The organism is Yersinia hibernica, from assembly GCF_004124235.1.
Lineage (GTDB): Bacteria > Pseudomonadota > Gammaproteobacteria > Enterobacterales > Enterobacteriaceae > Yersinia > Yersinia hibernica.
Genome location: NZ_CP032487.1, coordinates 1,035,023 through 1,060,775 on the forward strand (window position 1 = coordinate 1,035,023; position 25,753 = coordinate 1,060,775).

Genomic DNA, 25,753 nt, shown 5'->3' on the forward strand with positions numbered 1-25,753 from the left:
CTGTACGCTAAAGTGCGTTGCAAAATCCCGAATGTAAAATAAGTGGAAGAGGTATTGAATGAAGCGTGCAGTAATTACTGGCTTGGGTATTGTCTCCAGCATTGGTAATAACCAGCAGGAAGTTCTGGCATCTTTGCAGGAAGGCCGCTCTGGCATTACTTTCGCTCAAGAATTTAAAGACGCAGGTATGCGCAGCCATGTATGGGGCGATGTAAAACTTGCTGCTGAGCCTAAAGATCTCATTGACCGCAAAGTGCTGCGTTTTATGAGCGACGCCTCAATTTATGCTTATCTTGCGATGCAAGAAGCTATTGCAGACTCTGGCCTGACTGATGAGCAGGTTTCTAATTTCCGTAGTGGTCTGGTGGTTGGTTCTGGTGGTGGTTCACCCCGTAACCAAGTGGCAGGCTCCGATGCAATGCGTACCCCACGAGGCCTGAAAGGTGTTGGCCCTTACATGGTGACCAAAGCCATGGCATCCGGTGTGTCCGCTTGCCTGGCAACGCCTTTTAAAATCAAAGGTGTTAACTACTCCATCAGTTCAGCTTGTGCAACATCCGCACACTGCATTGGCCATGCGTTGGAACTGATCCAACTGGGCAAACAGGACGTGGTCTTTGCTGGCGGCGGTGAAGAACTGTGCTGGGAAATGGCCTGTGAGTTTGACGCGATGGGTGCATTGTCGACTAAATACAATGAAACTCCGGCTAAAGCTTCGCGTACTTATGACCAAGACCGTGATGGTTTTGTCATTGCTGGCGGCGGCGGTATGGTTGTCGTGGAGGAGTTGGAGCATGCTCTGGCTCGCGGCGCACATATCTACGCGGAGATTGTTGGCTATGGTGCAACTTCAGATGGTGCCGATATGGTCGCGCCATCAGGCGAGGGTGCGATGCGTTGTATGAAGATGGCAATGGAAGGTGTTGATACGCCAATTGACTACATGAATGTACACGGCACTTCTACTCCTGTGGGTGATGTGAAAGAGCTGGGTGCGATCCGTGAAGTGTTTGGTAATAACACACCGGCTATCTCCTCTACCAAAGCGATGACCGGTCACTCTTTAGGGGCCGCTGGCGTGCACGAAGCTATCTTTAGCTTGCTGATGGTTGAGCACGGTTTTATCGCGCCAAGCATCAATATTGAAAAGCTGGATGAACAGGCTGAGGGGATGAATATCATCACTGAGCCAACCAAACGTGAACTGACTACTGTTATGTCTAACAGCTTCGGTTTCGGTGGCACTAACGCCACATTGGTGATGCGTAAATTCCAGAAATAAGATAAAACGCAGATGCTTCTGCTGGTTTGTTCTTAATAATTAGGCCTGCGAGAGATCGCAGGCTTTTTTATTCGATATAAAATAAAGATGGCCCTTGATAATAGCTTAATATCGGGGAAATAGGCTTTTTGGCTTAATTTTATCTTTTTGTATAAAAGAAGGTAGGTTGATCACATGTTATTCATAAAAACATCTTATAATAAATATCCTATATGAATAACTTTATAAAAAGTAGGTGATTGAATCGTAAAGTATTAAGATAAAACTGATCCTTTTTTAGTGTATTTATATTCCTTTAAAATCAAATTTAGAGTTAAAAAGTCCTTGCCTGCTCAAAAACGTTAATTCACAATATTAGAACAATAATTAAACAAATTTATTTGTGTCTTCAATTTACCAACACAGCAGGGTAGTTTAATGAACCATAATCAAAGTGATCAGAAGTTTAAGATTGCAGATTTAAATGAGCGCGTCGTTCATGAAATTCTTGAAGTTATAAGTGATGGTATCTGGGATTGGAACGCAAACAGTGGATTTGTTTACCGTAATACGGGCTGGTATGAAATGCTGGGATACCCAGCTCATGCTTTTGAGAATACAGTCCATACCTGGGAGAAAATCATCCATCCGGATGATTTTGAAAGGGTAATGTTTCAATTTGATGCTTATATTAATCAGCAGGCGGAAAAATATCAGATAGAATATCGCTGTCGAACTTATGATGGTGACTATATCTGGATTGAGGATCGCGGCAAGGTGATTGAACGTAACAGTGACGGTACTGTATCAAGGATGATTGGTGCGCACAGGAATATTCATGATAGAAAACATCGCCTCGAAAAATTGGAATTAAAGAATAAGTCATTGGAAGCATTAGTCGAAGAACGAACGGCCGAGCTTCTCGAAAGTAATTTTCAACTTCAACAGCAATTAGATATCAAAAAAATCCTTTCGGAGACAGATGTATTAACATCTGTTGCGAATCGCTATTTACTGGAGAAAGTACTAAAGCATGAATATAACCGTGCTAAGCGTTTCAGCCAGCCACTATCATTACTTTCTCTGGATTTAGATAATTTTAAGTCGATTAATGACAAATACGGCCATTCCGCCGGGGATTTAACCCTGACACATATTGTTGATGTTATTGGTAATAATATTAGAGAAGTTGATGTTTTAGGCCGTTGGGGAGGCGATGAATTTATGATTGTTTTACCTAACACCCAATTAAATGAGGCTAAAAGCATTGCGGAGAAAATCAGACACCTGATTGAGATAATGCCCGTAGATGGCAATATTAATGTGACAATGAGTTTAGGTGTGGTTGAGTTGGAACAAAAAGAATCCCAAGAACAGTTATTAATTCGTGCAGATAAAATGCTCTATAGCTCAAAAGCGGCGGGCAGGAATATTATCAGTGGTTGATATTCCTGCCCCGGGACGTCAACAGATTTAAGTATTGCTATGGCTGAAGTGCATATTGAGCCGCGGCTGTGGCGTGTATTGCTGTAGTATCAAATACTGGCACAGCGGCATCTTGTGTATTAACCAGCAGCGTAATCTCAGTACAACCAAAGATAATCCCTTGAGCACCGAGTGTTTCTAATTTTTTGATAATTCGGCGATATTCCTGACGGGACACTTCACTGATAATACCCAAGCAAAGTTCTTCATAAATAATGCGGTTTATGATTTCTCGGTCCGCACTATTGGGCGTAACGACATCAATATTATGCTGCTGAGTTAAGCGGCCACGATAGAAATCTTGCTCCATAGTATAGCGGGTACCCAGCAGACCGATTTTGCTGATCCCTTGCTGCTTAATTTGTACCGCAGTAGCATCGGCAATATGCAACAAAGGTAAGCCACTGGCCGCTTCAATATCATCTGCCACTTTGTGCATGGTATTGGTGCACACCACGATAACCTCAGCACCGGCACGTTTTAATGAAACGGCAGCATCAGACAACAATTGACCCGCAGTTTGCCAATCACCTTTGGTTTGAAGTTGCTCAATTTCATGAAAATCTACGCTGTAGAGAATAATTTTGGCGCTGTGTAGTCCGCCTAATTGCTCTTTTACTTGCTGATTGATCATGCGGTAATAGGGAATGGTCGATTCCCAACTCATACCGCCAATAAGACCCAAAACTTTCATTATGATCCCTATCCATTACCGTGGCAGCAAAAACCTGCTGTCTGTTATTACTAATATACAGGTATTACCAAGATAACAGCCGGATAGGATTTTTATCAATGCATTATAATTTCAGGATAACCGCTGAAGCGGCTATCCTGAATATGTTCTAGAACCAAGCTTCCCACATTGCTCCGATATTGAAAGAGTCAAGACGAGTGTCTTCGGTGTCAGTGGTGGTTGCCGTATGTTTATTGTCGACTTCGCCCCCGGTGACGTAGAAGCGCAGCATTGGCCTGAAGTCGGCCCCCATTGCGATAGAAATATTCTGGGATAGGGTCAGTTTCCAGCCTTTATTATCGCCCCCAGTATCATAATCTACGCGCTGATAACCGGCTTCAAGCCAGGTCGAATGTACATCGTTCCAGAAATGCATCGGACGAATAATCACCCCGTAGTTGCGGCGATTGTCCTCATTATGATGACTTCTGTCGTAATCATGGAATGCAGCAAGGTAGGTTACTGACGTTTGAGGTGTGAACTTATAGGTTCCCTCAAGGCTGGTATAAACAGTGCGAAGATCGTCGGTTTTGTTATAGACACTATTATCCGAATTGTCTGAATAGCGAGTAACCCATTTGTTCTCAATGTTTTCCCCGGTGTGGCTAAGCACAACGGCTGTTTGCCAAGCTTTTAGTTTTTCTTCACTCTCAATAGCTTTAGAATCAAAACCATAGTTGGTATAAAGTTCAAAATCGATCGCCCCTAACTTCACGCCATGTATTTTAGATGTCAGAGCATAATGGCCGTTATCACCCGTGCCCGAGCCGCCGGTACAGGTAATGCGTGATGGGTTAGATTGGTCTGCAACGACTTGCGGACTACATGATTGTACTGAGCCGACTGCTGCGGCATCAAGTTGAACGCCACCGAGATCCAGATTCTTTATCCCGGCACCTTGCCCGTCATGGGTCATCCAGAAATAGTCGTTGATGCCTTGTTGTGGGCGCTGATGAAAATCTCGACCCGCCCATAAATAAGCATTAGGCTGAGACTCAAATAGGTTGGTGACTCCGGCATAAGCTTTTTTAAGATTAACTTCGTCGCCCCAGTGGTCCAACATCACTACCACATCCCATATTGCCCCATTATCGCCCTTAAAGGCTTTGGATAGCTGGAATTCACCCCCATTGCCCTCATTACCTAGACGGCCAATCGCGGAGGAGCCATTATAGGAGCCATCAACACCAACATATTTTTGGTCACCCGCTTGGAAGTGCGCACCATAACGGGCATATGCATTAAATTTTAGGCCATATGGGATAGCCATATCCGGGCTTGGCGGGATAGACGCTTTCTCAACCACATCTACGCTAGGTTTTTGTAGGGTTGCAGCCTCTATTTTTTCCTTACGTTCAGCCAGTGCTTTTTCCACGGCTTCAGCAACTATTTTATTTAATTGTTCTGTGGTTATCGTTGTCACTGTTTCTTGTGCCAATACAGAAATTGGACAAAGTGCGGCGATAACCGCCATGGCTAATGGAAGTTTTTTATATATTGTCATCGCTATCTCAATTTAATTATTATCCCCTTCACATTAGAAACTACAGCAACGTTAGCTACGGCCACTTACCCGAATGACTGATTTTAATTGTCTTATCGGGATGAGTTTACTTGTTGTCTGCCTGTTACTTCATGTTCTGTGGGGTAGGTTTAGATAATGGTTATCCCGTCTGGATTTGACAGGATAATAATGCCATTACCATAGTGATTTTATTTTATAATATAATTGGAATGTGATTTATTTAAAGTTTAGGCGTAATGATTTCTCCATTTAATTGGGTGATATTATGTTTTTGTCTGAGTAATATTAACGCTGATAAAGATGAATAATCTCTTCCGATAATTCACGTGCCAATAAAGAGGTCATTAAATGATCCTGCGCGTGAACCATAATTAGTGTCATTGGCTGCCTGGCTTCACCGGCATCCTGTTCAATTAGCTTGGTTTGCATATGGTGCGCTTGGCGAGCAAAACCATCCGCTTCTTGTAACAAGCTTTTAGCTTTATCTATATCGCCTTTCCGTGCCGCCTGTAATGCTTCGAAACACAAACTACGTGATTGTCCAGCATTAACAATAATTTCCATTACTGCTTCTTCTAATTCAATCATTATTTATTCCTACTTTAATCAAAACCATTATTTATAGCTGTAGTTGCAAACCATTCGCCGCTTTTCTTGACTGTACGTTTCTGACTTGATAAATCTAATTGAACAAAGCCATAACGGTTTTTATAGCCATTACACCAAGACCAATTATCAATAAATGTCCACATGTGGTAGCCAAGGCAATTGCAGCCTTCACTTATTCCTTTATGCAGCCATTTCAAATGGTCAGAAACAAAATCTATTCTATATTGGTCGTTAATTTGTCCATCTTGTAAGAAACGCTCTTCATTTTCGACGCCCATGCCATTTTCGGAAATAAAGCAGCGCGGGTTGCCGTAATTAAGCCGTAAATTAGTCAAGATATCGTAAATTCCAGCCTCATAAATTTCCCAACCACGGTAAGGATTCATTTTACGGCCCGGCATTTCGTAGGCGTCAAATAGCCATTCAGGCATAAAAGGGGCCTGTGGATTTACCGCGCTGTCACGGCATTTTACCCGCCGGGGTTGATAATAATTGATGCCTAGCAGATCAATTTTACCCTCAGCAATCAGGGCTTTGTCTCCTGGCTGGCGTGTTGGCATCTGGTCGTAATCGCAAAGTAAATCAATCAGTTCCTGCGGATATTCGCCGCGCAATGCCGGGTCAAGGAAGCTGCGATTAAACAGCAAATCTGCATATTCAGCCGCTTTAAGGTCCGCTGGGTTCTGTGAGCGGGGATATGAAGGTGTCAGGTTAAGCACGATACCAATTTCCCCCTCATAGTGACCCGCGCGGTAAGCTTTGACCGCCGTCGCGTGTGCCAGTACGGTGTGGTATGCCACTGTCGCCGCACGTCTGAAATCCACCACATTGGGATAGTGGAAGTCGTACAGATAACCGCCTTCTACCGGAACGATTGGTTCATTAAAGGTAAACCAATGTTGCACCCGGTCACCGAACAGTTCAAAGCACACTTGCGCATAGTGCTTCCAGGCCTCAATGACTTCACGGTTTTCCCAGCCGCCTATCTCTTGCATCGCCATCGGCATGTCAAAGTGGAATAGGGTAATAAAGGGAGTAATACCTTGCGCCAATAATTCGTCTATCACATTGTTATAAAAGGCCACAGCCTCGGGGTTAACTGCACCGACTCCATTTGGAATCAGGCGCGACCAACTCAGTGATGTACGAAAACTGTTGTGATTCAGCTGCTTGAGCAGCGCAATATCCTGTTGCCAGTGGCGATAGAATGTTGATGTTTCATTCGGGCCAATCTGCTGGTGAAAGCGCGACGGTTGGCTGGCGTACCAGGCATCCCAGGTTGTCGGGCTTTTGCCGCCGTGCAGGCTTGCCCCTTCAGTTTGCAGTGCAGAGCTGGCACTGCCCCACCAGAAGTTCTCTGGAAATAGATATTTCATTAATCTGGTCTCTTTATTTATGAGTCATTATCAGTTGCTACGGACGGTATCTGAAAGTGATGGGGCGCTGTTCATGGCTTTTTCCCCTTCGGTTTTCAATAAAGAACGTTCATAAGCACGCAGGAATGGCAGATAGATTAACGCGGAAACTGTCATACATATCAAACACATAACTACCGGGCTGAAGGCCCAATTTGCCGCCCAGGATGCGCCAATGGGGGCCGGGGTAGTCCACGGAGTTAGAGACACAACTTGCGCTAACCATCCCAGTTTGGTGGCGCTATAAGCCAGAATGGCATTAATCATCGGTACACAAGCAAATGGTATGAACATGATTGGGTTCATAATAATTGGAGCGCCGAACAGGATGGGTTCATTAATATTAAAGAAGCTCGGCACAATCCCCAATTTGCCAATCGTCCGTAAGTGAGTGACTTTGCTGCGCAATAAGAGGAAAGCCAGTGGTAATGTGGAGCCAACGCCGCCAATTAATAAGTAGTGATCCCAAAAACCTTGCAGGTATATATGTGGCAAGGCTGCACCTGCTGCCAGAGCCGCTTGGTTTGCCGCCAGGTTGGTCATCCAGAATGGGCTCATGATACCGGTGACAATCAGTGAACCGTGGATGCCTGAGAACCAGAAAATTTGGCACAATAGCACTGACAATAACATTGCCGGTAAAGAGTCTGATGCTGAAACCAATGGTGCCAGTAAATGCATGATAGCTTCTGGAATAATCATGCCAGTCTGGGATTCAATGAATAAATTAAGTGGGTGTAGGGTGGCAATAATAACTAATACGGGGATCAGAATTTCAAAAGAGCGCGCGACCCCTGTCGGCACCTCTTTGGGCAAGCGAATCGTGATATTGTGCTGCTTTAGAGCGGCATAAACACGAGTGGAATAAATTGCAGTAATTAGTGCCGTGAAGATCCCTTGACCAGAAAGATATTGAGTAGAAATTTTGCCATCAGCGAATGGTGCGGCAACAAGCAGAAATGCCATAAATGCCAGCAAGCCGGTCATTACGGGGTCGAGATTAAATTGTCGTCCCAGACTGGCCCCGACCCCGACTGAAATAAAGAATGTCATGACCCCCATGCTTAAATTAAAAGGCAACATGAGTTGTGCACGATATGTCTGAGAAAAGTCCAGCCATGCTCGGGCGAACCCCATCGTGGTATCGGCAGAGAAGGGCGGGAAAATAAACACCAACATAAATGACCCGATGATCATAAAAGGCAGTGCTGCAGTAAAACCATCACGGATAGCAATAACATATTTTTGCTGCCCCAGACGCCCGGCTAACGGAGTAATAGATTGTTCAATAACAGCAATCATCGATTGATAGAGAGAACTCATGTGAACACCTTCTTAGTGGGTCGCGTTAATGAGCGACAGTGCATAGTCCAGGACTTTATCGCCACGCTGCATTCCGTAATCCATCATGTCAATGGACTGGACGGGAATACCGTGAACTGCAGCCTTTTCTGAGAGCATACCTAACATATATTTTACTTGCGGCCCGAGCAGAACAACCTGATAGCGCGGAAATTGAATATCAAATTCAGACACGCCAAATGCATCAATTTCGACAGGTATTCCTCTTTCCTCGGCAACAGCTCGCATTTTTTTCACCAGCATGCTGGTGGACATACCGGCGGAACAGCACAACATAATCTTGAACATCGACAGCCATCCTCAAAATATAAAAACATTAGGGACCACGGTTTTGACACTCTACGGAAACCGTTTTCCAATTAGGTAAAGCGGTTGTTTCGAGAATGATTGGATATCATGCGGAAACCGTTTTCCATTTAAAGTGGATGGAACTGTGATAGCCATCAAAGTCCAATGGATAAAGGGATTATTTATTTGATGAACATCACAGCTTTGGGGTTTTGATAACTATTTTGGATGGTGATGGAAATTCGGTTTCCATGGCAAATGGAAACGATTATACTCAGGTAGCTGCAATAGTTTGACCAGCGCTGTATTTAGGAATGACAGGTAAGGACGAAAGCCTGCCGAGGAGAGAATCATGTCTACAATCAACGATGTATCACGTTTAGCTGGGGTTTCTAAAGCCACAGTATCACGGGTGTTGAGTGGTTCGCGTGGCGTTAAGGAAGCTAGCCGCCTGGCCGTACTAAAAGCGGTTGAGGAACTCAATTATCGGCCAAATGTTATCGCGCAATCATTATTAAGCCAGTCAACAGGCTGTATCGGTGTTATTTGCGCGCAGGAAAATATTAACCAAACAACGGGTTATCTGTACGCACTTGAAAAACATTTAAGTCAGCATCAAAAGCATTTATTGCTGCGTTTTGCCAATAATAGAGCTGAGGTTATGCAGGCGCTCGATGAACTGACCTGTGGTCTGTGTGATGATGTGCTGATTATTGGTGCCCGTTTCCCGCTTAATCTCTCTGATGACGATATTATTCTGGTCGATTGCATGGATGTTGATGCCACCAACAGTATCCATTTCGATCATGCTTTTGCCGCCGAAACTGCCTGTAATTATTTAATAAAACAGGGTAGAAGAAAGATTGCCTTAATTAATACCGATACCAGCGGTTATGTTGACGAAGTGCTGTTGGGGTATAAGCGAGCACTGGAAAATAACTTTTTACCTTTTAACCGCGATCTTATTTTCATGGATTCACCCTCTTCATCAGTTGCATTACAAGTGTTGCTTAATAACAGCGCCACACTCAATTTTAATGCATTGCTGGTGGCGGATGAGCGCGAGGCTCAAAGTGTTATTCCACAACTGCAAGCATTTAATAAATCCGTTCCTGATGACATCATGGTATTCAGCCTAGCTGGAACGTTACATTATCCGGGTATTCCGACAATTCCTGCGATTGAGTATTCGATGGATGCGATGGCGGCGAAAATAGTGGCATGGCTTAATGGGAAAACCAAAAGTGTGCTGGGTTCATATGCATTACGTGGGGATTTAATTATTCCGGATATGCTTGGTAGGAAATAATTCCTGATTAAAATAGCGCGGTGTCAATTTCAGCACAAAGCAATGCGAAAATAGCAAGCCAGCGCTAACATCCAGATTACTCGATATAAAAACAATTAGCGGAACTGTGATGAGGCTCCGCTTTTACCCCTGCTCTGTGTCTATTATGTCTGTTGTAACAAATCTGTAGCAATTAAAAGTCTACTGATTTTTTATGCCTATTGCTATTGATGTTACGGCTATCCCAGTAACAGCAAGTGAGCAGGGTATATACCATCAACTGGATGACGGAGCTTGAGATGATAAAAGTAAAGACGGCGTATACCTTGAGTTTATTGGCAATTCTCCTACCTGCTTCACCCCATATTATGGCTCAAGATAAAAACGATAATTATAAACTTGAACAGGTTTTGGTGATGAGCCGCCATGGTATTCGTGCACCTCTGGTGAATTATGGCGATATGCTTTCCAGTGCAACACCGGATAAATGGCCACAATGGACGACCCCAGGGGGGTATTTGACGCCAAAAGGCGCAGAGCTTGAGGCGATGATGGGCGGGTATTTCCGCGAGTGGTTAGCACAGGGTAAGTTAATAAAATCAAGTGGATGCCCCGCACCCAGCACGGTATTTACTTACGCAAATAGTTTGCCAAGAACGATTGATACCGCGCAGCATTTCTTATTTGGTGCTTTTCCTGGCTGTAATGTTCCGGTGGTTCATCAAAAAGAAATCGGCAAAATGGACCCGGTATTTAACCCGATTATTACGCTGGATATTACTCCAGAGTTTAAAGAGAAAGCGTTGGCTTCTATTAACCAACATGCAGGGCCGGGTGGCGTAGCAGGTTTAAATAAGCGCTTGCAACCTAACTATGATTTGCTGTCCAACGTTTTAGATTATAAGAACTCACCGGCCTGTCTGATAGATAAGAAATGTGATTGGAGCACGCAACCGACAGATATTGTATTAGTGCAAAATAAAGAACCGGGTATTACCGGCCCGCTGAGATTGGGCACCGGTGCATCGGATGCTTTCATGTTGCAATATTATGAGGGTTTCCCAGCAAAAGATGTCGCCTGGGGACGAATTCAGTCCCCGCAAGAGTGGCGCAAACTCATCGATATTAAAAATCTCTACCATGAAACCTTATTTGGTTCTCCAGCCATTGCGGATAATGCTGCTAAAAAGTTGGTCGGTTTTATTAGTTCCGCCCTTGACCCTATAGGTGAGAAAACGCCAAATGAATTAGCGGCACAAAAAGCTAAGTTGGCAGTTTTGGTCGGTCATGACTCCAATATTGCATCTTTGCTGGCGGCGCTTAAGACGAAAGAATATCAACTGCCAGATCAGTATGAAAAAACTCCGATCAGTGGCAAAGTAGTATTTGAGCGCTGGAAGGATATCAAACAAAACAAAGAGTTGATGAAAGTTGAATATATCTATTTGTCGACTGAGCAAATCCGAAATAAAACACCGCTGTCACTTCAAAACTCCCCAAAACGAGTCACATTAGAAATAGAAGGTTGCCCGATTGATGCTAAAGGATTCTGTGCAATGGATGATTTCAGAAAAGCGATAAAACAAAATACCCATATCTAGTTTGAAGTTACCGAACATAGGTTTGGTCAGGAGTAGAGAATAGGGGCTGGCATAAAATGATAGGCTGCGCTAACGTGGCTTTCTTTGTCAGCCTCAGTTATTTGTAGATCTCCTGATGACACTATTTGCAACCACTTGTCGCGCAGTAACAACTGTTTTCAGGCCTTTTTTAAAAGACCGCCTGCTGCATATTTTATTGATTTTAGGTATCGGCCTAACGGCGCTGACGCCAACAAAGATTTCAGCTTTTCCACAGTTTATTGACTGGACAACTATTGTCACGTTATTGGGATTAATGCTACTGACGAAAGGGGTTGAAATCAGCGGTTACTTCGATTTTATTGGCCGAAAGATCATCAATACATTACACACCGAGCGGCATTTGGCACTGTTTTTAGTTATGTCAGCTGCAGTGTTGTCGTCTTTTCTGACCAACGATGTGGCTCTGTTTATTATTGTGCCACTGATTTTAACGCTGAAAAAAATATCGTCTTTACCGGTTTCCAGGTTGATTATTTTCTCTGCACTGGCAGTGAATGCGGGCTCGTTATTAACGCCAATCGGTAACCCTCAAAATATTCTATTATGGAGCCGCTCCGAACTGTCGTTTATTGGCTTTACTCTCCAAATGGCTCCGCTGGCGGCGCTGATATTACTGACGTTATTGGCTGTGACCTGGTGGCGTTTTCCTGCCCGGATTATCAATAAACAGAGCGCTAGCCCCATTTATCCTTACCAGTCTCGGCTATTATTGAGCTGTTTGGCGTTGTATGTGATTTTTATTATTTGCGTGGATTTAGGCTGGGCAATTTACGGATTATTGATTGTTTTCATCGGGTTATTATTACTGGCCAGACGTGTTTTACTGGCGATAGACTGGAGCTTGATTGTGGTCTTTATGGCGATGTTTATCGACGTGCGCTTATTGACTGAATTACCTGGCTTACAGTCACTTTTTGGCGAGATCAAAACCTTATCGGCCGGGGCGGCTTATATGCTGGGTATTGGTTTGTCCCAAGTGATAAGTAATGTTCCTGCGACAATTTTATTGCTTAATTATCTGCCCTCCAGTTCATTGGTGGCCTATGCCGTTAATATTGGTGGTTTCGGCTTTGCATTGGGCTCTATGGCAAATTTAATTGCACTCAGAATGGCCGGTGAGCCAGCCATCTGGTTAAAATTCCATGCTTATTCGTTGCCATTCTTATTCTGGAGTGCATTGGTTGGCTGGTTGTTATTGATATTTTGAGGTGATTGCTATCAGACGGTTGGCTCAGGAGTTATATACTGAACCAATGGTCTGTAAGCTGGCACCAATTAAAGAAAAATAGCCAGTAAAAAAGCCATGACAATAATAAACGCGACAAAAGCCAGCGACGGTTTTTGCAACAATGATTGCGGTAGGGCGGCAATCAACGGGTTAATTAATGGCTGCGGAGTTTTTTGCTCTTCGGCCAAACGTTGAGCAACATTCACTCGGTCTAATCTGGCGGCAAATAGAACATTGATAATGTCATTTAACTGCGCTTGAGTCAGAGGTGTACTCGGGCTGGCTTGAAAACGATTCTGACTGTAATCAACCAATAACTGCTGCTCCTGCGCATCCGCGGGCTGTTTTAGCGCTGCCTGCAGATTAACCAATGTGGGCGCGCTTTGCTGGCTAAGAGCCACCTTGGTCTGCAAAAATTGGCTGAGTATCTGAAAATGGCGCGCGGGCAGTGGGTCATTACTTTTCACCCCCACCATATCAAAGAGTGCTTGCCAGATTTTGGCGGGTTGCTCGCCCGTTGCTGCACTGAGTTTAGCCACCAGCGATTGAATATGCTGATGTTCCGCCGGTAACAATGGCCTGTCAGTTATTGTTGTCAGCTGAGGTTGGGGAATATTCAATGTGCCGGATTGCAGTAACACCAGCACCTGTTGCAGCTCTGTATGACTTAACTGACTCAATACCGTGTGACCAAATTGCTGGCGAATGAAGTCACTCACTGCCTGGCGGTTATTCCCTTGCGGCAGTAACTCGGTGAGCTGTTGGCGCAATTGGTGATTAACATGATTTTCTTGGGCCTGCGACAAGCGGGTTTGCAGCAATTGCTCCGCCGGTTGGAAGTGGCGGGCGAGTAAATCACTGGTGCTACTAAGGGATAAATCGTGGCGCAAGCCAGCCCAAATTTCGGCCGATTTTATCGGGCTTAGCGCCATGATCCGCACAATCAGTTTTTCCAGCGTGGTGCGCTGCGCGGGAGTTAATGCCCTCTCTTCCACTTGGCCCGCAGAGGGTATTTTGGCGGGGGTGACATTGCGATCACTGGCAATGGGAACACCTGGGCCGTTCAAAGGTTGCATATAACCCGTCCTTCGCTGTGGGGGCGGCAGTGTGGAAGATATTTCGGTGACCCGCTGATAGAAACAGGCTGCGGGTATAATACCTGTAAATGTGAGTAACCAATATATTCTTCTTACATTTGGTTTCTGTTGCGCTTTGGCGCAGTGGCAGCGGTTAAATGTCCAAGCTAAATATCATCCTATTAACAAACCGTTTAAGAACCAGACATTGATAATGATAATTATACCCGGCATACTCCCGGCTGCATGTTGGTGGGCGATATTGGTTACTCGGCCCATCCATGGCGTGCTTGCAACCATCCGGCAAGCAGATTGGTTAGGTTATAAAATGCGCCGCATAACAGAGCGGCAAATTGATAGGGATTATTCAGTCATCAGCATGTTTAAACGACAACGCGCCGCCAAGTGGTTCCTCTGTCTGGCTTGCTTGGTCATACTGGTTTGTATGACACAGCGTATTGCCAGTTTGCACGCGTTGGAAAAAAAACTCCTGCTGACGTCGTCGTCACAGATGGTTGCGGATGCCAATGACTCCCCAACACCTTGTGAGCTAAGCGCCAAGTCGCTATTGGCATCGCCACCGGTGTTGTTTGAATTAGCCATTTTCTCTCTGGGCTTGCTGCTGCTGTTGTTGGTGCCCGTCATACCAACCCGTATGCGCTTCCCTCCGCCCAGAGCCATATCACCCAGTGGTTTGAGGGTGCACCTGCGGTTATGCATTTTCCGGGAATAGCACAGCAACTCTCTATGTTGCTGTAATTAATCTATTTCTGGAGAAAAATAATGCTCAATTTAAGCAAGACAGCCTGGTTCTGTCTGTTGCTGTTATGGATGCCTGCTCTGTGGGCAGCAGATAGCGGCTGGTTGGTCAGCGGGCAAAATGACCACGCCAAGGTTCGGGTTCGTGCCGAACCCTCTGCTGGCGGCAAAACCCGCCTGCTACTTAACGTTCAGCTGGCAAAAGGTTGGAAAACCTATTGGCGTTCGCCTGGGGAGGGGGGGATTGCGCCCACCATTGCCTGGTCAACACCTCTGGACGCGGTCAACTGGTATTGGCCTGTGCCACAACGTTTTGATGTGTCTGGGATTTCTACCCAGGGCTATCATGAACAGGCCGTCCTGCCGCTGGTGATTTCCGGCCAAGTCCCCACCATACTAAGTGGAATATTGACCTTGTCGACCTGCAGTAATGTCTGCATTTTGACCGACTATCCATTTAGTCTTGATCTGTCTGCGGCTGTCAGTGCGGAAAGCCAGCAGCAATTCGCACACGATTTTGCCCAGGCAATGGGGCAGGTGCCGATTGCCAATGCATTGACTCAGCATATTCAGGCCGGTTTTAGTCAAGGAGAAGTGCAAATACTTGCTCAGCGCGCTGAAGGTTGGCAGCGGCCTGAGCTGTTCTTCGATACTTTGGCAGATGTCGACCTTGGCAAGCCTATTGTCACTGTGCAGGGTAATCAATTGTCGGTACGGGTACCCGCGACTGACGGCTGGGGCGAGAGCGCTGGGGATCTGCGCGGCAAGCCACTTACCTTGGTCATGACGGATGCCGGGCTGGCGCAAGAAGCTACGGTGACTATCGGGCAAGCGCTGACTTTGCCGCAATCCTCTGCCACGTTTTGGTCTTGGGCGCTAATGGCATTGGCGGGTGGGTTGATTCTTAACCTGATGCCATGTGTGCTGCCGGTATTGGCGATGAAACTTAGCTCGATTTTGCAAACTGAGCAGCAAACTCGCCGTCAGGTGCGCTGGCAATTTCTGGCCTCGTCTGCTGGGATAATCACCTCATTCTGGTTGTTGGCCCTGCTGATGACCGCCTTGCGCTTGGGCAACCATACCCTTGGCTGGGGGATTCAGTTCCAAAACCCGTGGTTTATCGGCTTTATGGTGTTGGTCACTGCACTGTTTACTGCCAACTTGTTTGGTCTGTTCGAGATTCAGCTTTCTTCGGCGTTAAATACCCGCATTGCCGCGCCCCGAGTGGAGAGACCGGGCGTGCGGGGCATGGCCGGGCATTTTGGCCAAGGGGTGCTGGCGACCTTGTTGGCGACGCCATGCTCTGCGCCATTCTTGGGCACCGCAGTGGCTTTTGCGCTCGCGGCCCCTTTGCCTGCGTTGTGGGGCGTTTTTACCGCACTCGGTGTTGGGATGAGTTTGCCGTGGTTGGCAGTTGCGACATGGCCCAAATTGGCATTGTGCTTACCACGGCCCGGCCGCTGGATGAATCATCTGCGCATAGCAATGGGCGTGCTGATGCTGGCATCCAGCCTGTGGTTACTGAGCTTGCTGGCGAGCCACGTGGGTTTGCTCACGGTCATGGTCATTGCCGGAATATTATTGCTGGCGCTGTTATTGGCTATCGGCTGGCGTTATGGGGCTCGCATTGCCGCCATTGTCAGTTTAATCGCCGTGCTGGTGCTCGCAGGGGGGCTACTGGCAGGGGCACTAAGCGCCGATTTATGGCGTAAACCGCTGCACGACAATATCCCCTGGCAACCATTAACAGAGTCCGCCATTAAAAAGGCCCTGACTGAGCACAAAAGCGTGTTTGTTGATGTCACCGCAGATTGGTGTGTGACCTGCAAAGTCAACAAGATACATGTGCTGATGCGCGATGATGTGCAACAGGCCCTGCAAGCACCCGATGTGGTGGCATTACGTGGGGATTGGACTCATCCGTCTGCTGATATCACGGCATTTTTACGCGAACGTGGCAGTGTTGCCATCCCGTTCAATCAAATTTATGGGCCACATCAGCCGCAGGGGATCGTGCTTTCTCCGCTGCTAGACCGCGCTGTTTTATTAAAAGTATTGGCTGATGCTAAAGGAAATGAAAAATGAGAATTCTGTTTGTGTTGTTGATTGCCTTACTTTCAGCGCCATCATGGGCGGCGGCCCCTTTTACCCCGGAACAAGAGGTGCGGATTAAAGAGCTGATTCGTGAAACGCTGATAGCGAATCCGGATATTTTGGCGCAATCAGTCAATGCTTGGCAGCAGCAAGCTGATGAGGCGCAGGGGCAACAACTGAGCCAATTTATTGCGGCCAATCAGCAAGCCCTGTATCAAGACCCCGGTAGCCCTCGCTTTGGCTCGGCAAGCCCGCAACTGACCTTGGTTTCGTTCACCGACTACAATTGCCCTTTCTGCAAAACATTTGATCCCTTGCTGGAAAAACTGGCCAAAGAGTACCCTCAGGTGGCGGTGGTGATAAAACCGCTGCCATTTAAAGGGGAAAGCTCAGTGACCAGCGCGCGATTGGCGCTGACACTGTGGCAGCAGCATCCTGATCAATGGATGGCTTTTCATCAACGTTTGATGGCGAAAAAAGGCTTCCATGATGCCAGCAGTATTGCCGCGGCACAGAAAAAAACGGGCGTCACGCCAGTGGCACCGAGTGAACAAAGCTTGAGTGTGCTGCGCACTAATCTAAAACTCGCCGATCAGTTGGGGATTCAGGGCACTCCCGCCACTTTGATTGGCAATCAAATGGTTCCGGGCGCTATTTCTTACGAACAACTGGAAGAGATAGTGAAACAACAGCTGGCGCAGGCGGGTAAATGAGTCGCTTAACACGCTGGGGCAAAGAGCTGGTGGTTTTATTGCTGTTGGTGGCGGTGGCTTCATTCGCCATGGATTGGCTGCGCCGCCCACAAGCCCCAACACAGTGGCCGGATGCAGCATGGCAAACGCTAGCGGGAAAGACCGTCTCCTGGCAGGAAATGAGTCAGGAAAAACCGCTGCTTATCTACTTCTGGGCGACATGGTGCGGAGTGTGTAAATTCACCACCCCCAGTGTAAATCAGCTGGTGCAAGAGGGGGAGAATGTGCTGACGGTGGCACTGCGTTCAGGTGAGCCGGCGCAAGTTGAGACTTGGCTGCGTAAAAAAGGCTATCTATTGCCCGTGATTAATGACCCGCAAGGCCAGTTATCAGCCCAGTGGCAAGTTAATGTTACGCCGACAGTCATTATTCTCTATCAAGGCCAGATGGTGCAGCACACCAGCGGCTGGACCAGTTATTGGGGAATGAAACTGCGCTTATGGTTAGCATCTTTCTAATTTAATATTTTCTCATCTCAAGCCCGGAGCCACTACGCCGGGCTTTTTTGTGTCTGACACTGCCGGATGGCCGCACTTAGCCGGCTAATCCCTTGAGCTATCAGTTCTGGGGAGTTGGCGGCAAAATTCAAGCGCAGGGTAAACTCCCCGCCTGATTCTTGGCTATAAAATCCGCCCCCTTTCGCGAAGGTTACACCGGCTTGCCAGGCCCGCGGCATTAATTGTGATATTGGTGCATTTTCAGGGAGTTGCAGCCAGATAAATAAGCCACCATCAGGTATTTCAAACTGGCAGCCCGGCGGTAATGTTTGTGTTAGTGCCTCGGCCATAGCATCGCGGTGTTGGCGATATAAACGGCAAGCTCGGCGCAACTGTTTGTCATAACGCCCGATGGTGACAAAGGCATCCAATGCCCGTTGGATCAGATTCGAACTGGTAAAACTATCGACATGTTTTAAGCGCGCCAACTGTGTGTAGTGGGGTTGGTCGGCGACCAGATAGCCAATACGCATGCTGGGCAGCAACATTTTGGAAAAAGTGCTGACATAGATAACCTCGCCTGGAGCAGCCAGTGAGCGCAGTGACGGCAACTTTTTACCGCTGTAACGTAAGTCCCCCACATAATCATCCTCAAGAATGACGACTCCAGCGGCTCGAGCTATATGCAGTAGCTGATGGCGACGGCCCTCACTCATACAGCGACCAGTGGGGTTATTGAAGTTGGGAATGCAATAGATAAGTTTAGGGCGGTGTTCAGCTAACTGCGCGGGCAGGGTATCGAGTTGCATGCCCTGTCGATCACTGGGCAGCGCAACAATATTCACTTTATGCAGGCGAAACAGCGCCAGTGCTTCGGCATAGGTGGGTTCTTCCACCAACACCGTATCACCCGGGGCTAATAATGATTGGCTCACCAGGCTAATGGCGTGTTGGGAGCCATTGGTTATCAGTAATTGCTCAGGGCGCGACGGGATACCTTGGGCCGAAAGAATCCGGCTGAGAGTATCGCGCAATGGGTAATAGCCGCAGTAGTCGCCATAACTGAAAGCTTCTTCAGCATGACGCCGCAGTATTGATTGTAGTGTCTGGCGAAATGCATCCAGCGGGAAAATCTTCGGGTTACCAATACCGGCAGCAAAATTGATGGTGTCCGGGGGCAGAGGGATATCTGCATAGCCATCAAGCCGCGAGGTCAGTGTGGTAAAACGATCGAGTGGAAACTCTCCTTGTAACCGCGGTTGTGGCTGACTTGGCGGCGGCGGTAAGTGGCGAACATAGGCCCCGCTACCACGGCGCTGTTGTAAAAAACCTTTGGCAGCTAACTCGGCATAGGCGCTATCCACGGTTAGACGACTAACTGATAATTCGGCCGCTAGGGTGCGAGTTGATGGCAATTTATCGCCGTCAGCGAACACTCCACTGAGAATTGCCCGGCGTAATGCTTCTTCAATTTGCAGATACAGCGGAATATCTTGTTGGCGATCTAAAGGAATATGCATGTCATTACGCCGAAAGTGGCTCATATAAGAAATGATATGTTCACTATACCCAATGCTAGTAGGGCTTCAAGCAAGAAAAAGTGGCCTGCATCAATTGACGGCGAAGTGGCTCTGGTGACAAAAAAACGCCGGAGTAAAATCCTATCAAGTTAATCAATGCATTGAATCTAATGAGGCTGTTATGGCAATACCGGCGGGATTACCCCCATCAACGATGGCTACGCCGCTGACCGGCGGTAGTTTTTTTTCCGGTAGACGGCAAGGTTATGTCTTAGCGATTATCAGTGCCATGTTATTAGGGTTTACCGGCATTATTATTCGCATTCTGACGGCACATTATTATTTGCCCACATCGGTTTTGGCTTTTTGGCGCGCAGCATTAGTGGCGGCGGTATTATTGCCGATTCTATTGGTGACCAAGCCGCAGTGGGTTAAATTACGCCGTGACCAGGTGAAATTCTATCTCTCGTATGGGCTATTGCTGGCGGTATTTAATGGCTTATGGACAGAATCTGTTGCCTTAAATGGCGCATCAATATCTACTATTTTGGTTTATTGCTCTGTGGGCTTTACAGTTTTTCTTGGCTGGGTTTTTTATCATGAATATATGGGCTGGCGTGAGCTGCTGGTCATTATTATCAGCCTGATAGGCTGTTTTTTAGTCAGTGATGGAATGAATATCACGGCGACAGACTTTAATTTTATCGGCCTATTTATTGGGCTAGCATCGGGAGTGGGTTATAGCTTTTATACCTTAGCCGGGCGAATTGCCACTGACCGTCGTTATCCGGTGTGGAATACCATTTTGTATGTATTTGGTTTCTCCGCCGTCTATCAATGGATATTTAATCAGCTGCTATTGTGGTTCCCGGTGCAAGGGTTACAGCACATGGTGGGCAATGTATTTTTCTTATCCTCAGGGGCTGAGGGCATCCAATGGTCGGGGTGGTGGCTATTGCTGATTTTGGCGGCAGGCCCGACATTACTGGGGTTTGGCCTATTTAATCTGAGTTTGAAAACTCTCCCGTTGGCTGTCGCCAGTTTGATATTAACTTTGGAGTTGGTGTTTACTGCGGTGATTGCTTATTTTCTGCTGGGGGAGGTTTTATCGGCTTCACAATTACTTGGCAGTGCATTAGTTTTATTCGGCGTCTTAATGTTGCACAGGAAAGATAATGCGCAATTAGGCGGCGAAATAGTGGCAGATAATAACGCCACTATCTCATCTTGATATTTATTGGGTTATTTTTCGCCGCAGCGGAGTGCGCAGGCGCTGAGCTAAAATCACCCCTGCAAGGGTAATACCGCCGCCAATCAGATGGTAACTGTGTAATTGCTCATGCAGGAAAGTGACGGCAATAATGGCTGTAAACACCGGAGTCAGATTCATAAATATCGAGGCGGTGTTTGCCCCCAGCCGCATGACGCCGTGAATCCATAAGTAAGGCGCAATAATAGAAGCAGGAATGCCGGCAAATAATACCAATGGGATATTCTGCGCGGTTAATTGCACATCAGGTGCCAGCAGGAAGTTAGGTAATAACAACACCACGCCGAAGGCAATTTGCATGTACAGAGATTGCCAGTTGGGTAACTGAATCGCCCAGCGCTTGGTTAATACGCCATACAGGGCATAGGATGCTGAGGCACCGAACATCATCAATTCCCCCTTGCCAATTCCCTGTTGCAACAGTTGTGCCGGGTTGCCCGCACTGACCAGCCATATTAATCCCCCGAGTGACAACACACTGCCCAGTGCAATTCCAACGGTAGGGGCGACGCGTAACAGGAAAATACTGATAAGCACGGTTAACAGCGGGATCAGTGAGCTAAGGATACCCATAAATAGGGCGCTAACACTGTGGGCGGCGTAATACGCCAGGCTTTGATACAGCACCATACCTAGCAGCCCCAGAATCATCAGTTTCCACCAATAGACCCGTATTGCCGGCCAGTTGCGGATGACGCCCAGCAGTAAAAATGGCGTCAAAGTCAGGAGCGCCAAGACCCAGCGATAGAAAGAGATCGCCGCCGGATCAATGGCTGTGGCGGATACTTTGCTGACAACAGCATTAATTGACCAGATAATCACTGCGAATAAGGGAAATAACACATTCATGCGAAAAATTCTCATCCATATACTTATGTGATGTAGTCTACAGTTGTCTGATTCATTCTATATACTGATAATCAGACAATGGTTGCTGTGATTAGGACAATTTCAGCCGATAGATGCGCAGCCACAAGAGATGAATCACGATGACAAAACCTAATTTCCCGGTGGTTGCTGCCAGCGCGCCGCAGAACTTGTCTTTCCGCTGCGAGATATACAATGCCAATACTGAATTCCTGCCGCACACCCATACCTACGGGCAATTGATCTGCGTTAAATCGGGGGTGTTGGCAATGAATATTGGTGGACAGCGTTTTCTCGCCCCCCCTGAATTTAGTGTTTGGGTTCCTGCTGGGGTAGAACATTCCAGTTATAACCGAAAGCCGATGCATTTCCGTGCCATTGATATTGCACTGGAATTTTGTGATGAACTGCCAGCCTCTGCGTGCCTTATCAATGTCAGCCCGATTTTTAACGCCATTGTGGAGGATTGTTTCGCGCGCGGGTTATTTATGCCGGAAAGTGAGCAAGATATGCGCTTGGGCCGGGTGTTGATTGACCAGCTCAGAATCTCGCCGGTGCAATGTACCTATTTGCCTACTTCACAAGATAAATTGTTGTCGCCCATTTTAACGGCGCTGGAGCGCTGCCCGTCGGACAATACCTCGTTGGCACTCTGGGCGAAACGGGTCTATACCACGGAGCGAACACTATCCCGCCGTTGCCAGCAAGAGTTGGGGATGGCGTTTAGTGAATGGCGGCAGCGATTGCGTTTTTTACATGCGATTTCTCTGCTAGAACAAGGAAAAACGGTGCAAAGCGTGGCGCTGGATGTGGGCTATAGCTCAGCATCCGCATTTATTGCGATGTTTCAGCAGATTTCTGGCACTACCCCTGAACGTTTTCGCCGAACTTGAGGCCGGCGAGTGAGCTGCAACGTCGTATTTTTTGGGTATATACTAAGCCCCCTGTTTGGTAGGGCAGCAAGCTGTCGGAGAACAAAGTGAAAATTCTGGTTGATGAAAACATGCCGTACGCCACGGCGCTATTCCAGCGCTTAGGTGATGTCCAGGTGGTGCCGGGGCGGCCCATCCCCCTCGAGGCACTGGCTGGTGCCGATGCGCTGATGGTGCGCTCGGTCACTAAAGTCAATGAGGCACTGTTGCAAGGCTCGTCAATTCGCTTTGTGGGCACGGCGACGGCGGGCATTGACCATGTCGATGATAACTGGTTACAGCAGCAGGGGATTGGTTTTTCAGCAGCACCTGGGTGTAATGCCATTGCGGTGGTTGAATATGTTTTTTCCGCGCTCATGATGATGGCCGAACGTGATGGTTTCCAGTTGCGTGATAAAACTGTCGGTATCATTGGTGTCGGCAATGTTGGCTCACGGCTGAATGCTCGCTTACAAGCTTTGGGGGTGCGCACTCTTCTGTGTGACCCGCCGCGTGCGGGTCGGGGTGATAAAGCGGCGTTTTGGCCACTGGAAAAACTGGTACGGGAGGCTGATGTGCTCACCTTCCATACGCCACTGAATAAAACCGGTGCTTACCAAAGTTGGCACATGGCCGATGATGAGCTGCTGGCCGCTCTGCCGGATGGTCGCATCCTGATTAATGCTTGCCGCGGGGCGGTGGTCGACAATGCTGCTTTGCTTGGTGCGCTGGAGAAAGGGAAAAAACTCAGTGTGGTCTTGGATGTGTGGGAGCCAGAGCCGGAGTTATCTTTGCCGCTGTTGGCCCGTGTTGATATTGCCACCCCGCATATTGCTGGCTACACATTAGAGGGTAAAGCTCGCGGCACCACTCAAGTGTTTGAAGCATTTAGCCAATATTTGGGGCAGCCGCAATCTGTCGAGCTGGCTTCCTTACTGCCAACGCCGGAATTCAGCCAGTTACAGCTAAATGGTGCGTTGGATGAAGGCAAATTAAAACGATTGATGCACTTAGTGTATGATGTGCGCCGCGATGATGCGCCGCTGCGCCGTGTTGCAGGCCAGCCGGGTGAGTTTGACCGCCTGCGCAAGCACTATCAGGAACGGCGTGAATGGTCGTCGCTCAGTGTGCAGTGCGACGATGCCGCCAGTGCGGAGTTATTACAAAAATTAGGGTTTACCGCTCAGTTACGCTAACGGGTTTGCCGCCTTCCTGAAACTCGAATTATTTTGGGTAGATATAAATTAATCATTATTGAATATCAGGCGGTACTTTACCGCCTTTGTCTTATCAATCATTAGTGGAGAAAACCAACATGTCTGACGGCTGGAATATTGCTTTGTTAGGAGCAACGGGCGCAGTAGGTGAAGCTTTGCTGGAGCTGTTAAATGAGCGCCAGTTCCCGGTTGGTGAATTGTATCCTCTGGCCAGCGAGCGCAGTGCGGGTGCTACCGTGCGCTTTAACGGCAAAAGTGTATTAGTTGAAAATGCCGCCGAATTTGACTGGTCGCAAGCACAACTGGCTTTCTTTGTTGCAGGTCGGGAAGCCGCGCAACAATATGCAGAAGAAGCGGGTAATGCAGGTTGTCTGGTCATTGATAGCAGCGGTTTGTTCGCCATGGAACAAGATGTGCCGCTGGTGGTGCCCAGTGTGAACCCGCAAGTGTTGGCGGATTATCGCAATCGCAATATTGTTGCGGTGGCCGATAGCCTGACCAGCCAGTTGTTAACCGCGATTAAACCATTGATTGAACAGGCCGGTTTATCCCGTCTGCATGTCACTGCACTGATTTCTGCCTCCGCTCACGGTAAAGCCGCAGTGGATGACCTCGCGGGGCAAAGTGCCAAACTGCTTAATGGCATTCCCGCCGAGCAAGGTTTCTTCACCAAACAATTGGCATTTAACGTTTTGCCACTGCTGGCTGATGAAGAGGGCAGTGTGCGCGAAGAGCGCCGGTTGGTGGATCAGGTGCGTAAAGTCTTACAAGACGAAGGTTTGCCTATCTCCGTGAGCTGTATTCAGTCACCGGTATTCTACGGCCAGGCACAGGTGGTTCACTTGGAAGCTTTGCGCCCGATCTCCTCGGATGAAGCGCGCAGTGAGCTGGAGAATTGCGAAGATATTCAATTATCTGAAGAAGATGATTACCCCACTCAAGTCAGTGATGCTTCCGGCAGTGACGTCTTAAGTATCGGTTGTATCCGCAATGATTATGGTATTCCCGAGGTATTGCAGTTCTGGTCGGTAGCCGACAATATTCGTTTTGGTGGCGCATTGATGGCGATTGAAACGGCGGAGCGCCTGTTGCAGGAGCAACTATACTGATGTCCGAACTTGAGTTGGCTCAGCCTGAACATGCCGTGGCTGAAGCCGCGGGTATTAAAATTGCGCTGGGCATTGAATATAACGGCAGCCGCTATTTTGGTTGGCAACGCCAGCAAGAAGTTATCAGTGTGCAGGGGTGCCTGGAAGCCGCGCTATCAAAAGTGGCCAATGAACCTATCGGCGTGTTTTGTGCTGGCCGCACTGATGCCGGTGTACATGCCACCGGGCAGGTAGTCCATTTCGTCACCACCGCTGAGCGCAAAGATGCGGCGTGGACCATGGGGGTGAATAGTCATTTGCCGCCAGATATTGCCGTGCGTTGGATAAAAACGGTTGATGATGATTTCCATGCCCGTTTCAGTGCCACCGCTCGCCGCTACCGCTACATTATTTTTAACCATCGCTATCGCCCGGCGGTCTTGGCGCAAGGGGTAACCCATTGTTATATGCCGCTGGATGCCGAAAAAATGGAACAGGCTGCGCAATGTTTGCTCGGTGAGAATGATTTTACCTCGTTTCGTGCGGTACAGTGCCAGTCGCGTACCCCATGGAGAAATGTAAAACATATCAAAGTTACCCGACATGGCGCGTATATCGTGGTAGATATCAAGGCCAACGCATTTGTACATCACATGGTGCGTAATATCGTCGGCAGTTTGATTGAGATTGGTTGCGGTAATCAGAGTGTTACCTGGATGGCGGAGTTACTGGCGCTGAAAGACCGAACTCGTGCTGCGGCGACGGCAAAAGCGGAGGGGTTATATTTAGTCGCAGTTGACTATCCTGAACACTTTGCGTTGCCACAAGCGCCAATGGGGCCACTTTTTTTAGCGGATGATTGATTCGTCGCCTCATTTTTATCTAATTGATCGTGAGTTTGGCTGACAGATTACATAGGCCTAAG

23 protein-coding genes are annotated in these 25,753 nt (G+C 47.6%); 14 read left to right on the plus strand and 9 right to left on the minus strand.

The genetic code is table 11. The annotated features are described in order from the left end of the window. Positions 1-58: 58 nt before the first annotated feature. A complete protein-coding gene (gene fabB / locus D5F51_RS04930) occupies positions 59-1,282 on the plus strand; it encodes a beta-ketoacyl-ACP synthase I (RefSeq protein WP_129195766.1) in 1,224 nt (407 codons plus the stop codon). Between the two features lie 417 nt (positions 1,283-1,699). After that, the gene (locus tag D5F51_RS04935; protein ID WP_129195767.1) at positions 1,700-2,707 is read left to right on the plus strand and encodes a sensor domain-containing diguanylate cyclase; all 1,008 of its coding nucleotides are present in this window, start codon (positions 1,700-1,702) and stop codon (positions 2,705-2,707) included. A 37-nt stretch (positions 2,708-2,744) separates the two neighbouring features. Here D5F51_RS04935 and D5F51_RS04940 read toward each other — a convergent pair whose 3' ends face one another. The 6 genes from D5F51_RS04940 to D5F51_RS04965 all read right to left on the minus strand — a co-directional run bounded on the left by D5F51_RS04940 (position 2,745) and on the right by D5F51_RS04965 (position 8,678). Then, positions 2,745-3,440, minus strand: coding sequence for an aspartate/glutamate racemase family protein (locus D5F51_RS04940; protein ID WP_162301689.1), 696 nt, complete (start codon positions 3,438-3,440; stop codon positions 2,745-2,747). Positions 3,441-3,588: 148 nt separating this feature from the next. Continuing rightward, complete coding sequence (locus tag D5F51_RS04945) at positions 3,589-4,983, minus strand: carbohydrate porin (RefSeq protein ID WP_129195768.1); 1,395 nt, start codon at positions 4,981-4,983, stop codon at positions 3,589-3,591. Between the two features lie 306 nt (positions 4,984-5,289). Continuing rightward, entirely contained in the window at positions 5,290-5,592 is a 303-nt protein-coding gene (locus D5F51_RS04950; RefSeq protein ID WP_005171894.1) for a PTS lactose/cellobiose transporter subunit IIA, read from the minus strand. 14 nt (positions 5,593-5,606) lie between these two features. Further along, positions 5,607-6,989, minus strand: a complete 1,383-nt coding sequence (locus D5F51_RS04955) for a glycoside hydrolase family 1 protein (protein ID WP_129195769.1) — start codon at positions 6,987-6,989, stop codon at positions 5,607-5,609. A 30-nt stretch (positions 6,990-7,019) separates the two neighbouring features. Further along, positions 7,020-8,351 (minus strand): PTS sugar transporter subunit IIC, encoded by a 1,332-nt coding sequence (locus D5F51_RS04960; RefSeq protein ID WP_129195770.1) that lies wholly within the window; start codon positions 8,349-8,351, stop codon positions 7,020-7,022. A gap of 12 nt (positions 8,352-8,363) precedes the next feature. After that, positions 8,364-8,678, minus strand: a complete 315-nt coding sequence (locus D5F51_RS04965) for a PTS sugar transporter subunit IIB (RefSeq protein WP_025378970.1) — start codon at positions 8,676-8,678, stop codon at positions 8,364-8,366. Between the two features lie 352 nt (positions 8,679-9,030). On the opposite strand from D5F51_RS04965, the gene D5F51_RS04970 reads away from it, so the two are divergent. The 3 genes from D5F51_RS04970 (at position 9,031) to D5F51_RS04980 (ending at position 12,816) form a co-directional block, all read left to right on the plus strand. Next, positions 9,031-9,987 carry a LacI family DNA-binding transcriptional regulator gene (locus D5F51_RS04970; RefSeq protein ID WP_025378969.1) on the plus strand — a complete coding sequence of 319 codons (957 nt, stop codon included), beginning with the start codon at positions 9,031-9,033 and terminating at the stop codon, positions 9,985-9,987. Between the two features lie 278 nt (positions 9,988-10,265). Further along, positions 10,266-11,567 carry a bifunctional glucose-1-phosphatase/inositol phosphatase gene (gene agp, locus D5F51_RS04975; RefSeq protein ID WP_129195771.1) on the plus strand — a complete coding sequence of 434 codons (1,302 nt, stop codon included), beginning with the start codon at positions 10,266-10,268 and terminating at the stop codon, positions 11,565-11,567. A 115-nt stretch (positions 11,568-11,682) separates the two neighbouring features. Continuing rightward, positions 11,683-12,816, plus strand: a complete 1,134-nt coding sequence (locus tag D5F51_RS04980) for an SLC13 family permease (protein WP_129195772.1) — start codon at positions 11,683-11,685, stop codon at positions 12,814-12,816. Between the two features lie 68 nt (positions 12,817-12,884). Here the strand turns inward: D5F51_RS04980 and flk are convergent, their stop codons facing one another. After that, positions 12,885-13,913: a flagella biosynthesis regulator Flk gene (gene flk / locus D5F51_RS04985; protein ID WP_129195773.1), complete on the minus strand. Its 1,029-nt coding sequence runs from the start codon at positions 13,911-13,913 to the stop codon at positions 12,885-12,887. Positions 13,914-14,292: 379 nt separating this feature from the next. Here flk and D5F51_RS04990 point away from each other — a divergent pair, with 379 nt between their 5' ends. The 4 genes from D5F51_RS04990 to D5F51_RS05005 are packed head-to-tail and all read left to right on the plus strand — an operon-like array spanning position 14,293 to position 17,976. Next, the gene (locus tag D5F51_RS04990) at positions 14,293-14,646 is read left to right on the plus strand and encodes a copper resistance protein (protein WP_129199202.1); all 354 of its coding nucleotides are present in this window, start codon (positions 14,293-14,295) and stop codon (positions 14,644-14,646) included. Between the two features lie 50 nt (positions 14,647-14,696). Continuing rightward, on the plus strand, positions 14,697-16,757 hold the full coding sequence (locus D5F51_RS04995) for a protein-disulfide reductase DsbD family protein (RefSeq protein ID WP_129195774.1): 2,061 nt from the start codon (positions 14,697-14,699) through the stop codon (positions 16,755-16,757). Further along, positions 16,754-17,479: a DsbA family protein gene (locus tag D5F51_RS05000; RefSeq protein ID WP_129195775.1), complete on the plus strand. Its 726-nt coding sequence runs from the start codon at positions 16,754-16,756 to the stop codon at positions 17,477-17,479. Before D5F51_RS04995 ends, D5F51_RS05000 begins: the two co-directional genes overlap by 4 nt. Further along, positions 17,476-17,976: a protein disulfide oxidoreductase gene (locus D5F51_RS05005; protein ID WP_025378964.1), complete on the plus strand. Its 501-nt coding sequence runs from the start codon at positions 17,476-17,478 to the stop codon at positions 17,974-17,976. The genes D5F51_RS05000 and D5F51_RS05005 overlap by 4 nt, the downstream gene beginning before the upstream one ends. Before the next feature lie 32 nt (positions 17,977-18,008). On the opposite strand, the gene pdxR is transcribed toward D5F51_RS05005, so the two are convergent. Further along, positions 18,009-19,475 carry a MocR-like pyridoxine biosynthesis transcription factor PdxR gene (gene pdxR / locus D5F51_RS05010; protein ID WP_162301690.1) on the minus strand — a complete coding sequence of 489 codons (1,467 nt, stop codon included), beginning with the start codon at positions 19,473-19,475 and terminating at the stop codon, positions 18,009-18,011. A 181-nt stretch (positions 19,476-19,656) separates the two neighbouring features. On the opposite strand from pdxR, the gene D5F51_RS05015 reads away from it, so the two are divergent. Next, positions 19,657-20,706 (plus strand): DMT family transporter, encoded by a 1,050-nt coding sequence (locus D5F51_RS05015; RefSeq protein WP_129195777.1) that lies wholly within the window; start codon positions 19,657-19,659, stop codon positions 20,704-20,706. 3 nt (positions 20,707-20,709) lie between these two features. On the opposite strand, the gene D5F51_RS05020 is transcribed toward D5F51_RS05015, so the two are convergent. Continuing rightward, entirely contained in the window at positions 20,710-21,594 is an 885-nt protein-coding gene (locus tag D5F51_RS05020) for a DMT family transporter (RefSeq protein ID WP_129195778.1), read from the minus strand. Positions 21,595-21,734: 140 nt separating this feature from the next. On the opposite strand from D5F51_RS05020, the gene D5F51_RS05025 reads away from it, so the two are divergent. The 4 genes from D5F51_RS05025 to truA all read left to right on the plus strand — a co-directional run bounded on the left by D5F51_RS05025 (position 21,735) and on the right by truA (position 25,691). Further along, positions 21,735-22,505, plus strand: coding sequence for an AraC family transcriptional regulator (locus tag D5F51_RS05025; protein WP_129195779.1), 771 nt, complete (start codon positions 21,735-21,737; stop codon positions 22,503-22,505). An 86-nt stretch (positions 22,506-22,591) separates the two neighbouring features. Continuing rightward, on the plus strand, positions 22,592-23,719 hold the full coding sequence (gene pdxB, locus D5F51_RS05030) for a 4-phosphoerythronate dehydrogenase PdxB (RefSeq protein WP_129195780.1): 1,128 nt from the start codon (positions 22,592-22,594) through the stop codon (positions 23,717-23,719). Between the two features lie 119 nt (positions 23,720-23,838). After that, positions 23,839-24,849 (plus strand): aspartate-semialdehyde dehydrogenase, encoded by a 1,011-nt coding sequence (locus D5F51_RS05035; protein ID WP_025378959.1) that lies wholly within the window; start codon positions 23,839-23,841, stop codon positions 24,847-24,849. Continuing rightward, positions 24,849-25,691, plus strand: a complete 843-nt coding sequence (truA, locus tag D5F51_RS05040) for a tRNA pseudouridine(38-40) synthase TruA (RefSeq protein WP_129195781.1) — start codon at positions 24,849-24,851, stop codon at positions 25,689-25,691. Before D5F51_RS05035 ends, truA begins: the two co-directional genes overlap by 1 nt. Positions 25,692-25,753 lie beyond the last annotated feature (62 nt).

Excerpts from the sequence above, each read along its gene's own strand:
- fabB (WP_129195766.1), top strand. The coding sequence starts at position 59 with ATGAAGCGTGCAGTAATTACTGGCTTGGGTATTGTCTCCAGCATTGGT.
- D5F51_RS04935 (WP_129195767.1), top strand. The coding sequence starts at position 1,700 with ATGAACCATAATCAAAGTGATCAGAAGTTTAAGATTGCAGATTTAAAT.
- D5F51_RS04940 (WP_162301689.1), bottom strand. The coding sequence starts at position 3,440 with ATGAAAGTTTTGGGTCTTATTGGCGGTATGAGTTGGGAATCGACCATT.
- D5F51_RS04945 (WP_129195768.1), bottom strand. The coding sequence starts at position 4,983 with ATGACAATATATAAAAAACTTCCATTAGCCATGGCGGTTATCGCCGCA.
- D5F51_RS04950 (WP_005171894.1), bottom strand. The coding sequence starts at position 5,592 with ATGATTGAATTAGAAGAAGCAGTAATGGAAATTATTGTTAATGCTGGA.
- D5F51_RS04955 (WP_129195769.1), bottom strand. The coding sequence starts at position 6,989 with ATGAAATATCTATTTCCAGAGAACTTCTGGTGGGGCAGTGCCAGCTCT.
- D5F51_RS04960 (WP_129195770.1), bottom strand. The coding sequence starts at position 8,351 with ATGAGTTCTCTCTATCAATCGATGATTGCTGTTATTGAACAATCTATT.
- D5F51_RS04965 (WP_025378970.1), bottom strand. The coding sequence starts at position 8,678 with ATGTTCAAGATTATGTTGTGCTGTTCCGCCGGTATGTCCACCAGCATG.
- D5F51_RS04970 (WP_025378969.1), top strand. The coding sequence starts at position 9,031 with ATGTCTACAATCAACGATGTATCACGTTTAGCTGGGGTTTCTAAAGCC.
- agp (WP_129195771.1), top strand. The coding sequence starts at position 10,266 with ATGATAAAAGTAAAGACGGCGTATACCTTGAGTTTATTGGCAATTCTC.
- D5F51_RS04980 (WP_129195772.1), top strand. The coding sequence starts at position 11,683 with ATGACACTATTTGCAACCACTTGTCGCGCAGTAACAACTGTTTTCAGG.
- flk (WP_129195773.1), bottom strand. The coding sequence starts at position 13,913 with ATGCAACCTTTGAACGGCCCAGGTGTTCCCATTGCCAGTGATCGCAAT.
- D5F51_RS04990 (WP_129199202.1), top strand. The coding sequence starts at position 14,293 with ATGTTTAAACGACAACGCGCCGCCAAGTGGTTCCTCTGTCTGGCTTGC.
- D5F51_RS04995 (WP_129195774.1), top strand. The coding sequence starts at position 14,697 with ATGCTCAATTTAAGCAAGACAGCCTGGTTCTGTCTGTTGCTGTTATGG.
- D5F51_RS05000 (WP_129195775.1), top strand. The coding sequence starts at position 16,754 with ATGAGAATTCTGTTTGTGTTGTTGATTGCCTTACTTTCAGCGCCATCA.
- D5F51_RS05005 (WP_025378964.1), top strand. The coding sequence starts at position 17,476 with ATGAGTCGCTTAACACGCTGGGGCAAAGAGCTGGTGGTTTTATTGCTG.
- pdxR (WP_162301690.1), bottom strand. The coding sequence starts at position 19,475 with ATGCATATTCCTTTAGATCGCCAACAAGATATTCCGCTGTATCTGCAA.
- D5F51_RS05015 (WP_129195777.1), top strand. The coding sequence starts at position 19,657 with ATGGCAATACCGGCGGGATTACCCCCATCAACGATGGCTACGCCGCTG.
- D5F51_RS05020 (WP_129195778.1), bottom strand. The coding sequence starts at position 21,594 with ATGAATGTGTTATTTCCCTTATTCGCAGTGATTATCTGGTCAATTAAT.
- D5F51_RS05025 (WP_129195779.1), top strand. The coding sequence starts at position 21,735 with ATGACAAAACCTAATTTCCCGGTGGTTGCTGCCAGCGCGCCGCAGAAC.
- D5F51_RS05035 (WP_025378959.1), top strand. The coding sequence starts at position 23,839 with ATGTCTGACGGCTGGAATATTGCTTTGTTAGGAGCAACGGGCGCAGTA.
- truA (WP_129195781.1), top strand. The coding sequence starts at position 24,849 with ATGTCCGAACTTGAGTTGGCTCAGCCTGAACATGCCGTGGCTGAAGCC.